Origin of the sequence: Mesorhizobium helmanticense (assembly GCF_003034915.1) — a bacterium.
GTDB lineage: Bacteria > Pseudomonadota > Alphaproteobacteria > Rhizobiales > Rhizobiaceae > Mesorhizobium > Mesorhizobium helmanticense.
Genome location: NZ_PZJX01000025.1, coordinates 36,763 through 50,071, shown reverse-complemented (window position 1 = coordinate 50,071; position 13,309 = coordinate 36,763). Strand labels below are relative to the sequence as shown.

13 protein-coding genes and 1 pseudogene are annotated in these 13,309 nt (G+C 60.9%); 10 read left to right on the top strand and 4 right to left on the bottom strand.

From position 1 onward, the window contains the following. Positions 1-13: 13 nt before the first annotated feature. Positions 14-268, bottom strand: a complete 255-nt coding sequence (locus C9427_RS11550) for a DUF6356 family protein (RefSeq protein ID WP_107649311.1) — start codon at positions 266-268, stop codon at positions 14-16. A gap of 116 nt (positions 269-384) precedes the next feature. Here C9427_RS11550 and C9427_RS11545 point away from each other — a divergent pair, with 116 nt between their 5' ends. The 6 genes from C9427_RS11545 to C9427_RS11520 all read left to right on the top strand — a co-directional run bounded on the left by C9427_RS11545 (position 385) and on the right by C9427_RS11520 (position 4,926). Further along, positions 385-855 (top strand): Lrp/AsnC family transcriptional regulator, encoded by a 471-nt coding sequence (locus tag C9427_RS11545; RefSeq protein ID WP_107649310.1) that lies wholly within the window; start codon positions 385-387, stop codon positions 853-855. Positions 856-939: 84 nt separating this feature from the next. Continuing rightward, positions 940-1,425 carry a dUTP diphosphatase gene (gene dut / locus C9427_RS11540; protein WP_107649309.1) on the top strand — a complete coding sequence of 162 codons (486 nt, stop codon included), beginning with the start codon at positions 940-942 and terminating at the stop codon, positions 1,423-1,425. A gap of 13 nt (positions 1,426-1,438) precedes the next feature. Then, positions 1,439-2,095, top strand: a complete 657-nt coding sequence (locus tag C9427_RS11535) for an HAD family hydrolase (protein WP_107649308.1) — start codon at positions 1,439-1,441, stop codon at positions 2,093-2,095. 80 nt (positions 2,096-2,175) lie between these two features. Then, the gene (locus C9427_RS11530; RefSeq protein ID WP_107649307.1) at positions 2,176-3,030 is read left to right on the top strand and encodes a hypothetical protein; all 855 of its coding nucleotides are present in this window, start codon (positions 2,176-2,178) and stop codon (positions 3,028-3,030) included. A gap of 79 nt (positions 3,031-3,109) precedes the next feature. Further along, a complete protein-coding gene (locus C9427_RS11525) occupies positions 3,110-3,913 on the top strand; it encodes an isocitrate lyase/PEP mutase family protein (RefSeq protein ID WP_107649306.1) in 804 nt (267 codons plus the stop codon). Positions 3,914-3,927: 14 nt separating this feature from the next. Further along, the gene (locus tag C9427_RS11520) at positions 3,928-4,926 is read left to right on the top strand and encodes a proline racemase family protein (protein ID WP_107649305.1); all 999 of its coding nucleotides are present in this window, start codon (positions 3,928-3,930) and stop codon (positions 4,924-4,926) included. On the opposite strand, the gene C9427_RS11515 is transcribed toward C9427_RS11520, so the two are convergent. Both C9427_RS11515 and C9427_RS11510 read right to left on the bottom strand, forming a co-directional pair. After that, positions 4,857-5,627, bottom strand: coding sequence for a sulfate transporter family protein (locus tag C9427_RS11515; RefSeq protein WP_107649304.1), 771 nt, complete (start codon positions 5,625-5,627; stop codon positions 4,857-4,859). The two genes, C9427_RS11520 and C9427_RS11515, sit on opposite strands and share 70 nt — an antisense overlap. A gap of 96 nt (positions 5,628-5,723) precedes the next feature. After that, complete coding sequence (locus C9427_RS11510; protein WP_107649303.1) at positions 5,724-6,626, bottom strand: DMT family transporter; 903 nt, start codon at positions 6,624-6,626, stop codon at positions 5,724-5,726. A gap of 262 nt (positions 6,627-6,888) precedes the next feature. Here C9427_RS11510 and C9427_RS11505 point away from each other — a divergent pair, with 262 nt between their 5' ends. The 4 genes and pseudogenes from C9427_RS11505 to C9427_RS11495 all read left to right on the top strand — a co-directional run bounded on the left by C9427_RS11505 (position 6,889) and on the right by C9427_RS11495 (position 10,878). After that, a complete protein-coding gene (locus C9427_RS11505) occupies positions 6,889-7,881 on the top strand; it encodes an adenosine kinase (protein ID WP_107649302.1) in 993 nt (330 codons plus the stop codon). Positions 7,882-8,092: 211 nt separating this feature from the next. Further along, on the top strand, positions 8,093-8,770 hold the full coding sequence (locus C9427_RS11500) for a hypothetical protein (RefSeq protein WP_107649301.1): 678 nt from the start codon (positions 8,093-8,095) through the stop codon (positions 8,768-8,770). Between the two features lie 275 nt (positions 8,771-9,045). Beyond that, positions 9,046-9,204 (top strand): annotated as a pseudogene (locus C9427_RS35400) (AAA family ATPase); the annotation flags it as partial. A gap of 78 nt (positions 9,205-9,282) precedes the next feature. After that, positions 9,283-10,878: an ATP-dependent nuclease gene (locus tag C9427_RS11495; RefSeq protein ID WP_245437058.1), complete on the top strand. Its 1,596-nt coding sequence runs from the start codon at positions 9,283-9,285 to the stop codon at positions 10,876-10,878. An 85-nt stretch (positions 10,879-10,963) separates the two neighbouring features. Here C9427_RS11495 and C9427_RS11490 read toward each other — a convergent pair whose 3' ends face one another. Beyond that, complete coding sequence (locus C9427_RS11490; RefSeq protein ID WP_107649299.1) at positions 10,964-13,243, bottom strand: NADP-dependent malic enzyme; 2,280 nt, start codon at positions 13,241-13,243, stop codon at positions 10,964-10,966. Positions 13,244-13,309 lie beyond the last annotated feature (66 nt).

Genomic DNA, 13,309 nt, shown 5'->3' with positions numbered 1-13,309 from the left:
CTTCTACCGTTCGTTATGCGCGATCCATGAGAGCCGCCGGCTCCTTGACCGTGTGTGTGCCTCTGTTGTTCGTGCGCTCGTAGAGCTCACGGACGATTCGGCTGGCCGTAGTCTCGAACAGAAATGGCAAGAAAGCGTGAACGAACGCGGCGCCCGCGGCCATGGACAGGCGCGAGCAGAACCACGCGGCAAAGGCCATATGGCTGAAATAGGTCTCGCCCACCTTGGCCGGGTGAGAGGTGAAGAGACTTGCAAGCCGTGTTGTCATGGTGATCCCCTCCTGCCGGGATAAGCCCGCGATGCTGGGTAACCTGACACAGATTTGCGGTGCATTGGTCTCAAATTGTCCTTGTTCCCGGTGATGTTTTGGGACAAATATCCCAAATGGCGCCCGATATCGATGAAATCGATCGAAGATTGCTGGCCGAGTTGCAGCGCGACGGCACGCTGTCGGTCGACCAGTTGTCGGAACGGGTGGCTTTGTCGCGCAATGCCTGCTGGCGTCGGGTGAAGCGGCTGGAGGAAGGTGGCGTCATCACCGGGCGGGTGGCCCTGGTCGATGCCGACAAGCTTGGGCTCGGCCTCTCGGTGTTCATCCTGATCCGAACCTCCAACCACGATCCGGGCTGGCTGCAGAAGTTCCGCGCGGCGGTGACCGGTTTCCCCGAGATCACCGGGGTTTATCGCATGTCCGGCGACCTCGACTATGTGCTCAGGGCCCGAGTCGCCGACATGAAAGCCTATGACCGGCTCTACCAGCGGCTGATCGCCAAGGTGGCGCTGTCGGATGTTTCGGCCTCCTTCGTCATGGAGGAGATCAAGGAGACGACAATCGTTCCGGTGGAACTGCGTTGAGGCGGAACTACCTAAAAAGAAAGCCGTTGATAGCCCTGCGGCCGAGTTGACCGAATCGGCATTCGTGCCGATAGGAGTGGCTTTATGCGTGCTGCCCTTTATCCCACTCCCGTCATCGGCCCCTCCGTCGGTTTCGTCAGGCTGCCGCATGGCGAAGGCCTGCCGCTGCCGGCCTATGAAAGTGCGGGTGCGGCAGGCATGGATCTGCGCGCCGCTGTGCCGGACGATCGGCCGTTGCTGATCCTGCCCGGGAAACGCGCGCTGGTGCCGACGGGGCTGATCCTGGAAATCCCGGAAGGCATGGAAGGCCAGGTCCGGCCGCGTTCGGGACTTGCCTTCAAGCATGGCCTCACCTGCCTCAACACACCGGGCACCATCGACAGCGATTATCGCGGCGAGGTGAAGGTGCTGCTGATCAATCTCGGCGAAGAGGATTTCGCGGTGACGCGCGGCATGCGGATTGCCCAGATCGTCTTTGCATCGGTGATGCAGGCGACGGTCGAGGAACGCACATTGGCCGGCGGCACGGCGCGGGGCTCGGGCGGGTTCGGATCGACCGGCACGGCCTGATGAGCGTAGCGAGATGAAAATACCCAAACTCGTCATCTTCGATTGCGACGGGGTTCTGGTCGACACCGAGAACCTGGCCAATCACCGCCTCGCCGAATGGCTTACTACCGCCGGGTATCCAGCCAGCTTCGAATATTGCCGCAAGCATTTTTCCGGCCGCAGCATGGTCTCGGTGCAGAAGGAGGTCGAGGCGACCGGCGTCAGCCTCGGCGTCGATTTCGTCGATCGCTGGAACGCCGGCCTGCCGGATCTGTTCGCCCATGGCGTCGAAGCGATCCCCTATGTCAGGGACTTCATCGAGGCCGTTCACGCTGCCGGCATCCCAGCTTGCGTCGCATCGTCGGCACGCGTGTCGAAAATGCATATCACGCTCGGCCAGACCGGGCTTTTGCCGCTGTTCGAGCATGCGCTGTTCAGCTCCACCATGGTCTCGCGCGGCAAGCCATTCCCCGATCTGTTCCTACATGCCGCAAGCACGATGGGCTTCGCGCCCGCCGACTGCATCGTCATCGAGGACAGCGTCGCCGGAACACAAGCCGGCATTGCCGCCGGCATGCGGGTGTTTTCCTATCACGGCGACCCCTATTCCGACCGTGACGGCCTCGCCGGAGCCGGTGGCATCCTGTTTGACGACATGCGCGAGCTGGCCGGGCTGGTGCCGATCCACTGATCGGATTTTTTCAGCCGATGCAACGGCTGTAGGTCGGATTGGTCCGTGCTAGCGTGCGCTCGGTTTAGGGGCGCCACTCCATGACTTCCATCCTGCTTCGCTTCCTCCTCGCTTGCCTGATGTTGCCATGGTTATGGGGAGCGGCCATCGCACAGGCCGTCGGCTTTCCCGACCTCGGCAGCGCCGTTCCCGGCCACGAGGACATCACCTATCTCGACCTTGGCCGGATGGTCATACCAGACTTGAAGATCGGCGCGGACGGCTTCTACGGCGGCACCTTGCCGATCGAGATGCGTGACATCAGCGGCGCCGACGACGGCGGCTCGCCACCGTCGACAACAAGCCTGCCCAATGCCGCCGTGCTCGGCATCAAGGCCGGCGGCAAGGATCGGCTGACGATGCTGTTCGATCTCGGGCAAGCCGGGGACAGCGCCGAGGGCTATGCAGTGCTGGCGCTCTACGATCTCACCGGCAAGCCGAAACTGCTCGACGCGGTCAACGTGGCCACCGACCGGAGCACCTATTTCCGCGATCCCGGCAAGGTGTCACTCAGCGCCAACGACGACGCCATCATCACCATGAGCACGCATTTCAATTCAAATCAGGGCTATGTCAGCACGCCGCTGATCATGATCCGCAACGACAGATTCAAGCTGATCGACACGATCTACACGTTCGACGAAAATTTGTGCGCCTATAAACGCACGCAGAACGTCGCCTTCAGTACCCTTGCGGACGACCAGCCCTATGCCGCCATCAAGGCTACGGTCACCGAAGCCACCGCGCCGAGCGGAGAAAGCTGCGACGACGCGCCACCCGAGGCTTCGTCGCACGACATTTCCGTCACCTATCGTTGGGACAAGGCAGCATCGCGTTACGCGAAGGACTCCGATGCGTTCGAGCGTTTGTCAGCAGAAAACGCCAAACGCTTCTGAACCAATCGCATTCGTTTGCCCGGCGCAAATCGGCACGCTAGAATCCTTTTCACATCTTTGCATCTGAAGAGGAGCATTCATGGACAAGGGCAAGATCTTTCGCGACCTGCATGCCTCGACCTTCGTCATGCCCAATCCGTGGGATGTCGGCACGACGAAGCTGCTCGCCTCGTTCGGCTTCCAGGCACTGGCGACGACCAGCGCCGGCTTTGCCTTTTCGCGCGGCCTGCCCGACGGCGCGGTGACCTTCGACGCCATGATCCATCACTGCCGCGAGGTGACGGCGGCGACCGCCCTGCCGGTCTCGGCCGATCTCGAAAAGGGCAAGGGCGACAGCGCCACAAGTGCCGCCGAGACCATCTTCGCGGCCGAAGCGGCGGGCCTCGCCGGCTGCTCGATCGAGGACCATACCGGCGAACCCGACAAGCCGATCTACGATTTTTCGCATGCGGTCGAGCGTGTTGCTGCCGCGGCGGAGGCGGCGCGGGCGCTGAAGCACGATTTCGTCTTCACCGCGAGGGCCGAGAATTTCCTCTGGGGCAGGCCCGACATCGACGACACGATCAAGCGGCTGCAAGCCTTCGAAAAGGCCGGCGCGGACGTGCTGTATGCGCCGGGCATCGGCGATATCGAGACGGTGCAGACTATCTGCTCGTCGGTGAGCAAGCCGGTCAACGTCATGGCGAGGCCCGGCTTCACCGTTGCCGATCTTGCCCTGGCAGGCGTCAAGCGCATTTCGCTCGGGCCTTGGCTGACCAATTTCGCTTTCGGCATGCTGGAGACAGCGGCACGCGAGATCCAGCAGGACGGCACGTTCGGCTTCACTCGCGCCGCCATGCCTTTCAGCAAGCTGCAAGAGCTGTTCTCCAAATCCCTGGCTTAGATAGGCCCCGACGCATGACGCTCACCGTCGTCGACATGCATACCGGCGGCGAGCCGCTCAGGATCGTCACCGGCGGCTACCCCGCGCTACCCAAGGGCACCATCCTGGAAAAACGCGCCTATGTGCGCGATCACCTCGACCATCTCCGAAAGATACTGATGTTCGAGCCGCGTGGCCATTACGACATGTATGGCGCGCTGCTGGTCGAGCCCGACCTGCCCGGCGCCGACCTCGCGGTGCTGTTCATGCACAATGAGGGCTATTCGACCATGTGCGGCCACGCCATGGTCGCGCTCGGCCGCTATGCCGTCGACGAGGGGCTGGTGGCCCGGCGGGAGCCGGTAACGACAGTCAACATCCAGGCGCCATGCGGGCTGGTTGTGGCTTCGGTGGAGGTCAGGGATGGCAAGGCGGGTGCGGTGTCGTTCGAGAGCGTGCCGGCCTTCCTGTTCGCCCGCGACCAACAGATCGAGCTGCCGGACTATGGGGCGATCGGCTTCGACATCGCCTATGGCGGCGCGTTCTACGCGCTGGCCGATTGCCACCAATTCGGCCTGGAATTCGGCAGGAGCCGCGTGCGCGATTTCGTCGATGCGGCAACGGTGCTGACGGAGACGCTGAAGACGGAATTCCCGCTGTCGCACCCCGACCATGCCGATCTCGCCTTTCTCTATGGCAGCATCCTGACCGACGGCATGGACGCGTTTTCCGGCGAGGCGACAAAGAACATCTGCGTCTTCGCCGAGGCTCAGGTCGACCGCTCGCCAACCGGCTCGGGCGTCACCGCGCGGCTGGCGGCAATGTATGCCAGGGGCGAGATCGCGATCGGGCAGGCACGGACCTTCGAGAGCATCGCCGGCTCGCGTTTTTCCGGCAGCGTGACACGGACGGCAAAAGCCGGACCGCATGACGCCGTCATCGCCCGCGTCGGCGGCCGCGCCTACTATTCGGGCCGAGCCGAATTCATCGTCGAGCCCGACGACGAGTTGGGACGCGGCTTCTTGCTGTTCTGAGCGGTCTCCCGCCCCTCCCGTGCCGAAATCGCCTTGTGCAGATGCACCATCATGGCGGCGGCGAAAAGCGGCGTCACAAGGTTGACTAACGGCACAGCGAGGAAGGCAGCGATGAGAAGGCCGGCCAGGAACACCGTGCCGGCATATTTCCGGCGCAACGCCCGGGCCTCGGCCTCAGGCCGAAAGCGCATGGCGGCGAATTCAAAGAACTCGCGCCCGAGCAGATAGCCGTTAACGATGAAGAAGGCGGCGATGTTGATGCCCGGCACCAGCAGCAGCAGCAGAGCCAAGATGTTGCCGAGGATGACGACGCCGAAGAATTTTATCGCCAGCACCAGCGAGCGCAGTGCCGGCATGGTGCGGCCGGGCGGATCGCCGGGATAGTCGGTGCGCTCGACCACCTCGGCGATATCGTCGAGGAACAGGCCGGCAATGATCGCCGTCACCGGCGCGATAAGCAGCGCCATCCCAAAGGCAAGAGCGATAGCGGCGATGATGCCGCCCAGCCAGCCGGCCCAGGACGGCAGGCCAGGCATCAGTGCCTCAAGCCATGGCAGGGCCAGCCATTCCACGAGGCTGGTCAGCCCGAACCACAAGGCCACCAGCGCCAGCAAGGTGAGCCCCAGCGTCTTGACAAAAACCGAGCGGAATTCGGGTGAGAACAGCCGGCTCAAGGCGGCGCGGGCGGCGTCTGATATCACGGCGTTGTCGAACCCAATGTGTGAAGCCCATTTCGGGCAGGACGCTCCCGAGATAGGAAGGACCGGCCACCAACGCAACTAGGGCTGATAGGGCCCCTACCGCGCGAGCGCGGGCTTGCGGGCGGGGATGGTCATCGCCGCCACGCCGGCGACGACGAAGGCCATGCCGAACCAGGCTGTCGGGCCGAGGCTCTCGCCAAGGAAGAGCGCGCCGATGCCGACGCCGATCGGCACGCGCAGATAGGCTTGCGATGTGGTGCCGACCGAGCCCAGCGTGTGGATGAGCCGGAAAAAGATCGAGAAGGCGAGCGCGGTCGAAAATACCGAAAGTCCTAGCAGCGCAAGGATTGAGGCCGTCGACGGCGAGAGCGTCCAAGGCCGGTCGAAAACAAGGCTCAGCGGGATGAGGATTGCCGCGCCGCAAATCATCGAGCCGGCCGCCGGCACCATGGGGTCGAGTCCCCTGAAGTTGCGCCCGAAAATAGCGGCGCCCGCGTAGCTGACGGTGGCGGCGATGACGGCGAGCTGCGCCCAGAGCTGATGGCCAAGACCGCCCAGCGCCTGGGTGCCGACAATGAGGCATATGCCCGCGATGCCCGCCCCGACGCCGAACAGTTTGCGCATGGTCACAGGCTCGTGGCGGGTGATGAGCGCAGTCAAGAGGAAGGTGAAGATCGGCGACGTCGCGTTGAGGATGGTGGCAAGACCCGCGTCGATGGTGCGTTCGGCGGCGGCGATCAGCGTGAACGGCACCACGCTGTTCATGCAAGCCTGAAACATGAACCGGCGCCAGGTTGCCGCATCCCTCGGCATGGCAAGGCCACGCCAGCGGAGGAGCGCGAGCAGGATGCCGCCGGCGATCAGGGTCCGTCCCGCGATGAAGGTCACGGGCGGGATCGTCTCGACGCCGACCTTGATGAAAGAATAGGACGCGCCCCATAGGACGGCCAGCACGCCGAGCAGGGCCAGTTCCGTCGTCATGTTGATCTTTACTGGCATAGCTTGTCCGCGCCTTCGGAAACTTCGATCGGTCTGCTTCTAGCCTACCACCCAAGCGAAACGCTTCGATGTGGATGCAACCATACCCGCAGGCTTGGCGGCTGATATGATCCAGTTCGATGCGATGGCTGCAGCAGCCGGCGACCAACCGCCGCCGCCAAGCGTGCGATGATTTTCGGGGTAGGCAAAGTAGCAGCAAATCGCTAGACCCGCCTGCGGCCGGCGTGGCAGAAAAGCCGGTGGGTTCTTGGCGGAGATATTGATGCCGGACTATGACGTGCTTTGCATCGGTAATGCCATTGTCGACATCATCGCCCAGTGCGACGAGGCATTCCTGGAGACGAACGGCATCATCAAGGGCGCGATGAACCTCATCGACACCCACCGCGCCGAACTGCTCTACAGCCGCATGGGGCCGGCGATCGAAGCCTCCGGCGGCAGCGCCGGCAACACGGCGGCGGGCGTCGCCTCCTTCGGCGGACGCGCCGCCTTCTTCGGCAAGGTCTCGAACGACCCGCTCGGCGAGATCTATGCCCATGACATCCATGCGCAGGGCGTCGCCTTCGACACAAGGCCGCTTCAGGGCGAACCGCCGACGGCGCGCTCGATGATCTTCGTGACGCCCGACGGCGAGCGCTCGATGAACACCTATCTCGGCGCCTGTATCGAGCTCGGCCCGGAGGATGTCGAGGCGGACAAGGCTTCGGGTGCGGCGGTCACCTATTTCGAAGGCTATCTGTGGGACCCGCCGCGCGCCAAGGAAGCGATCCGGCAGACGGCGAAACTCGCGCATGCGGCGGGGCGCGAAGTGTCGATGACGCTGTCGGATTCGTTCTGCGTCGACCGCTACCGCGACGAGTTCCTCGATTTGATGCGCTCGGGCACCGTCGACATCGTCTTTGCCAACAGCCACGAGATCAAGTCGCTCTACCAGACCGCCTCCTTCGACGAGGCGCTGGCGCGGATCCGCAAGGACTGCAAGATCGCCGCCGTCACCCGCTCGGAAAAGGGATCGGTGATCGTGCGCGGCGACGAAACCGTCACCATCCAGGCGACGAGAATCAGGGAATTGGTCGACACGACAGGCGCCGGCGACCTCTATGCCGCAGGTTTCCTCTACGGCTACACGCAAGGCCGCAGTCTCAAGGCGTGCGGCGATCTCGGCTCGCTGGCGGCCGGGCTGGTCATCCAGCAGATCGGGCCAAGGCCGCGCCAGAATTTGCGCCACGAGGCCGAGCAGGCGGGGCTGATTTAGGGATTTTTGCCTCCCCCTTGAGGGGACGTTGTGGCGTACCGGCGGCGGCTTTTTGCCCTCACGCTGCATGGTCGAACCGCAACAATTGAAACACTTCAGTCGAGTTTCGGCATTCATCCGAAACAGGCGGCAGCGAAAAACCGCGCCATGGAGCGAACCCGTCGGGACGGCTCCGCGGTCGAGGCCGCTAACCAACTGAAGGATCAGGAAGATGTTTACTCCCGCAGCAGTCGACGCTTTCAGCGGCGTCGATCCCGGCGCGTTGACGCCGACGCAGCATGAAAAACTCTACACCGGCGCGATGGCTCGCGCGCGTCAGGAAAGATCGGCCGTGCCCACCAAGGGCATGGCGCGCCTGACATCGATGTTCAGCATCGGACGTCGCCTCCCCGGCATCGTCCTGCTGCTGGCGACAATCATCGGAGCCATGGCCGTCACCAACGGCGCCCAGGCCGAAGAAAACAAGTTCAAGATGAAACACGGCATTTCACAGGCCGTGAAGCAGAATTCGGCAATGCCGCAAACGCGCCTCGCCCGTCGCACCCAAACCTTCAGCCCAGCAGGCAAGCTGCCGTCCCTTGGCGACAAGATCCGCCCCAGGATAAATGCGAAAATCGACTGCGCCGTGACTGGCTGCAAGGCCAAGCCGCCGATCCTGAAGCATAGGCCCAAGCTGCATTGCAAGGTGTTCGGATGCAAACCCGGCAAGGACCATGACGGCCCGCACGGCAGTCACCACGGCCATCACAAGCACGGCTCCTGGTTCTGGGGCGGCGTGACGATCGTCGCTTCCGACCATGGTGGCTGCGGCTATGAATTCTGGAAATGGAAGACGACCGGCTGGCGCTACTGGCGGCATGCCTATCAGAGCTGCCGCGGCTGGCAGTAAGCTATCCCATCACCATGTATCTGGATGTATCTGGCCTTCCCCGCATGCGGGGAAGGCTTTTGCCTCTGTTGGGTGGCCGAGCCACGACGGTCTCGTCAAGCTGCCCAAGTCGAAGTATATGACTGGATCCTCGCTCAACGAATTCTTTTTGGCGTTGCCTTCTGAATCACGTCCTAGTCGCATGGCTCTGCGGCATTTTTACAACAGCTAAGCCTGGTGCAAAATGACCGCCCGATTAATGGCGACAAGCAAGATAGAACGACCATGAGGGGCAGATGTGGATATCAAAAGCGCGAATTCACGGCTTTCAGTCATTTGGCGATTCGGGCAATATATTATTTCAATCCGGAATAAATCTAATAGTTGGGCAAAACAACTCTGGCAAGAGTTCTGTTCTGCGTGCTCTGCAACCCGCCTTGAAAGACGACAGGCATCGCGCCCCTCAGAGATATAGTAATCATCAAGTCCCTCAACCGAGGGTCGAGTTGACAATTCGGGTTACAGGAGCCGAATTGGAAGAGACGATTCTTATTAGAGGTTCAGCGAATCTACCTGTGCTACATCAAAGCGAGCAAAATGGCAGTCCTGCTGACCAAATTAAAAACCTTTTTAGCTGGCCAACTATTATTGTTGATGTGATTAATCACTCAAGCACGAATTTTCAATCGCGCGCTTATCCAGCATGCGGCAATTTTTCTCTAGGCCAACACAAGAAGAATTCCATATCCTTATCTGCCGTCAATGGAGAGATAAAGTATCACACAGTTACGCGATCTGACACCGACGACGGAGCACAAATTGTCTGGGAGCTGTGGCAGAGAAACATGTTTTACTTTTCAGCGGAGCGCTTCGCCATCGGCGAGTCGGCTCACTCCCATGCTGATAGATTGACTCCAGATGCACAGAACCTTCCGGCTGTCCTTCATACCTTGATCGGAAGCCGTGGAACTATGTTCCAAAAACTGGTAAGTCATTTGCGAGATATCTTCCCCACCGTAGGTAATTTGAGCGTCAGGCCTAATCCCAACAACAACCAACTCGAAATACGAGTTTGGCCCACCGAGGAAATGAACGCCGTCGAACTCAGCTTTCCGTTAAATGCCAGTGGCACCGGTGTAGCTCAAGCAATTGCAATACTTACCGCCATTATGACTATTAATGATTCCGTGATCATTATTGACGAGATCAACAGTTTTCTTCATCCATCGGCGGTCAAGTCTCTTATACGTGTCATCAAGACCCATTACGGTAGCCATCAGTATATAATTTCTACGCACGCGCCGGAAGTCATAAGTTTCTGTGATCCAGATACCATTCACATTGTGAAACGAACAGGTTACGAGTCAAGCATTGAACCCCTCAAGCTTGATGATGTTGACGCGTTTCGCAACGTTGCCGAGCACCTTGGCGTTTCCATGGCGGATGTCTTTGCAGCAGAACGGATAATTTGGGTTGAAGGTCCCACCGAAGAACTGTGTTTCCCACTTATCTATCAGCATAGCGGTAGTTCTGAACTAAGAGGTATCATTTTTACAGCGGTTTCCGCTACAGGGGATTTTATGACTGGCCGTCGTAGCCGCGCACTGGTCTATGACGTGTACAAACGACTTAGCTCTGCAACTACGCCTCTTAGAGTTTCTGTCGTATTCAGCTTCGATACCGAGAAACTCTCGCCTGAACAGTGCGCCGAAATGCGAAGAGAATCTGGGGGTTTAGTCCATTTCTTGCCTAGACGTCACTTGGAATGCTACCTAGTGGACCCAGAAGCTATCGCGGCATTTATTGCCGAAAAGGATGTTGATGGATCGACCTCGGTCTCAGGTGAGATCATTAGGAAGAAAATTCTGGAGCTGGGCCCACAAAAGGAATTCAATAATCGCAAATGGCGGGGAGATATTGCGGATCCCAATTGGCTTGGCGCGCTTGATGCTGCGAGGTTTATAAATCGTGTATGCTCTGAGACGTCTGAATGTAAAGTCACTTTTTCAAAGAAGGCAGACTCTTTATTTCTTCTAAAATACATTTTTTTAAAAAAACCTGACCAACTTTCTCCCTTAGTTAAATATGTGAAGGAGCTCGTTGACCAAGTAAGGAAAAATGACGTCTAACGTGCTATCTGTTGATCTGTTGTCGCCCCTGGTCTTTGCTAAGAGAGCCTTTCTGACGTTAGGTGTCTGTTGAATTTTTGGCATTTCAGGCCCCCGCGGTATAAGCCGCGATGGCCGCCATATTCACGATGTCCGAGTCCTTGGCGTTGAGCGAGACGATCTGCACCGGCTTGTTCAAGCCGACCAGCAGCGGGCCGATGACGGTGGAGCCGCCGAGTTCCTGCAGCATCTTGGTCGAGATCGAGGCCGAGTGGAAGGCCGGCATGATCAGCACATTGGCCGGGCCGGTGAGCCTGATGAACGGGTATTGCGCCATGGCGCGCGAATTGAGCGCCACGTCGGCGGCCATCTCGCCGTCATACTCGAAATCGACGCGCCTTTTGTCGAGAATACGCACCGCTTCCTGGACGCGCTCGGAGCGCTCGCCCTGCGGGTGGCCGAACGTCGAATAGGCGAGCATGGCGAGCCTTGGCTCGTAGCCCATGCGGCGGGCGAAGCCGGCGGCCTCCTCGGCGATGTCGGCGATCTGTTCGGCATTCGGCATGTCGTGCACGGCGGTATCGGCGACGATCACGGTGCGGCCCCGCGCCAGCACGATCGAGGCGCCGATGACACGGTGGCCGGGCTTGGCGTCGATGACGCGGCGGATGTCGTCGAGCGCGGTCGAATAGTTGCGGGTGACGCCGGTGACGATGCCGTCGGCGTCGCCCAGCGCCACCATGCAGGCGGCGAAATGGTTGCGGTCATTGTTGATCAGGCGCTGGCAGTCGCGGAACAGGAAGCCCTTGCGCTGCATGCGCTCGTAGAGATAGTCGGTGTAGACGCTGTTGCGGCGCGACAGCCTGGCGTTGATGATCTCGATGCCCTGCTTGTTGAGCTCGATGCCGGCATGCCTGGCGTTCTCCTTGATGACGTCGTCGCGACCGAGCAGGATGGCGGTGCCGAGCCGCTGGTTCACATAGGAGACGGCGGCGCGCATGACCTGCTCCTCCTCGCCCTCGGCGAAGACGATGCGCTTGGGCTGGCGGCGGACGCGGTCGTAGATGCGCTGCAAGGTCGATGCGATCGGATCGCGGCGGGCCGACAGTTCCTGCGCGTAGCGGTCGAGATCGAGGATCGGCTTGCGGGCGACGCCGCTGTCCATCGCCGCCTTGGCCACCGCCATCGGGATGGCCGCGATCAGGCGCGGATCGAACGGCACCGGGATGATGTAGCTGGGGCCGAATTTCGGCCGGTTGCCCTGATAGGCGGCGGCGACGTCGTCGGGCACGTCCTGGCGCGCCAGCTCGGCGAGCGCTCGTGCGGCTGCGATCTTCATGTCGTCGTTGATGGTGGTGGCGCGTACATCCAGCGCGCCGCGGAAGATGTAGGGGAAACCCAGCACGTTGTTGACCTGGTTCGGATAGTCCGAACGGCCGGTGGCCATGATGGCGTCGGTGCGGATCTTGGCCACCTCCTCCGGCGTGATCTCCGGATCGGGATTGGCCATGGCGAAGATGATCGGGTTTTTGGCCATCGACTGTACCATTTTGGCGGTCAGCGCACCCTTGGCGGAGAGGCCGAGGAAGACGTCGGCGCCGTCGAGCGCCTCGGCCAGCGAGCGCGCCTCGGTCTTGACCGCATGCGCCGACTTCCACTGGTTCATGCCTTCGGTGCGGCCCTGGAAGACGACGCCCTTGGTGTCGCACAGGATGATATTCTCCGGCGAAAAACCCATCGCCTTCATCAGTTCGATGCAGGCGATGCCGGCCGCACCGGCGCCATTGCAGACCATTTTGGTGGTCTTCATGTCGCGGCCGGTGATCTCCAGCGCGTTGATCAGGCCGGCGGCCGAGATGATGGCGGTGCCATGCTGGTCGTCGTGGAAGACCGGAATATCCATCAATTCGCGCAGGCGCTGCTCGATGATGAAGCATTCCGGCGCCTTGATGTCCTCGAGGTTGATGCCGCCGAAGGAAGGGCCGAGATAGCGCACGCAGTTGATAAATTCGTCGGCATCCTCGGTATCGACCTCGAGATCGATGGAATCGACATCGGCGAAGCGCTTGAACAGCACCGCCTTGCCTTCCATGACCGGCTTGGAGGCCAGCGCGCCAAGGTTGCCGAGGCCGAGGATGGCGGTGCCGTTGGAGATGACGGCGACCATGTTGCCGCGCGTCGTATAGTCGAAAGCGCGGCTTGGGTCCTCGGCAATGGCAAGGACAGGCACCGCGACGCCCGGTGAATAGGCAAGGCTCAGATCGCGCTGCGTCGCCATCGGCTTGGTGGCAACGATCTCCAGCTTGCCGGGCCGGCCCATGGCGTGGAACTCCAGCGCCTCCTGGGCACTGACGGAGGGGCCGTTGTTTTCAGTTTTCCTGGCCATGATGCTTTCGATTTCCTCGCCGGTACAGCACCGCTTGAGACGGGTGCTTTTTTGTGGAGTTCCGAA

Coding starts and splice junctions, on each gene's coding strand:
- C9427_RS11545 (WP_107649310.1), top strand. CDS start 385: ATGGCGCCCGATATCGATGAAATCGATCGAAGATTGCTGGCCGAGTTG.
- C9427_RS11535 (WP_107649308.1), top strand. CDS start 1,439: ATGAAAATACCCAAACTCGTCATCTTCGATTGCGACGGGGTTCTGGTC.
- C9427_RS11550 (WP_107649311.1), bottom strand. CDS start 268: ATGACAACACGGCTTGCAAGTCTCTTCACCTCTCACCCGGCCAAGGTG.
- C9427_RS11530 (WP_107649307.1), top strand. CDS start 2,176: ATGACTTCCATCCTGCTTCGCTTCCTCCTCGCTTGCCTGATGTTGCCA.
- C9427_RS11510 (WP_107649303.1), bottom strand. CDS start 6,626: ATGCCAGTAAAGATCAACATGACGACGGAACTGGCCCTGCTCGGCGTG.
- dut (WP_107649309.1), top strand. CDS start 940: ATGCGTGCTGCCCTTTATCCCACTCCCGTCATCGGCCCCTCCGTCGGT.
- C9427_RS11525 (WP_107649306.1), top strand. CDS start 3,110: ATGGACAAGGGCAAGATCTTTCGCGACCTGCATGCCTCGACCTTCGTC.
- C9427_RS11500 (WP_107649301.1), top strand. CDS start 8,093: ATGTTTACTCCCGCAGCAGTCGACGCTTTCAGCGGCGTCGATCCCGGC.
- C9427_RS11490 (WP_107649299.1), bottom strand. CDS start 13,243: ATGGCCAGGAAAACTGAAAACAACGGCCCCTCCGTCAGTGCCCAGGAG.
- C9427_RS11520 (WP_107649305.1), top strand. CDS start 3,928: ATGACGCTCACCGTCGTCGACATGCATACCGGCGGCGAGCCGCTCAGG.
- C9427_RS11505 (WP_107649302.1), top strand. CDS start 6,889: ATGCCGGACTATGACGTGCTTTGCATCGGTAATGCCATTGTCGACATC.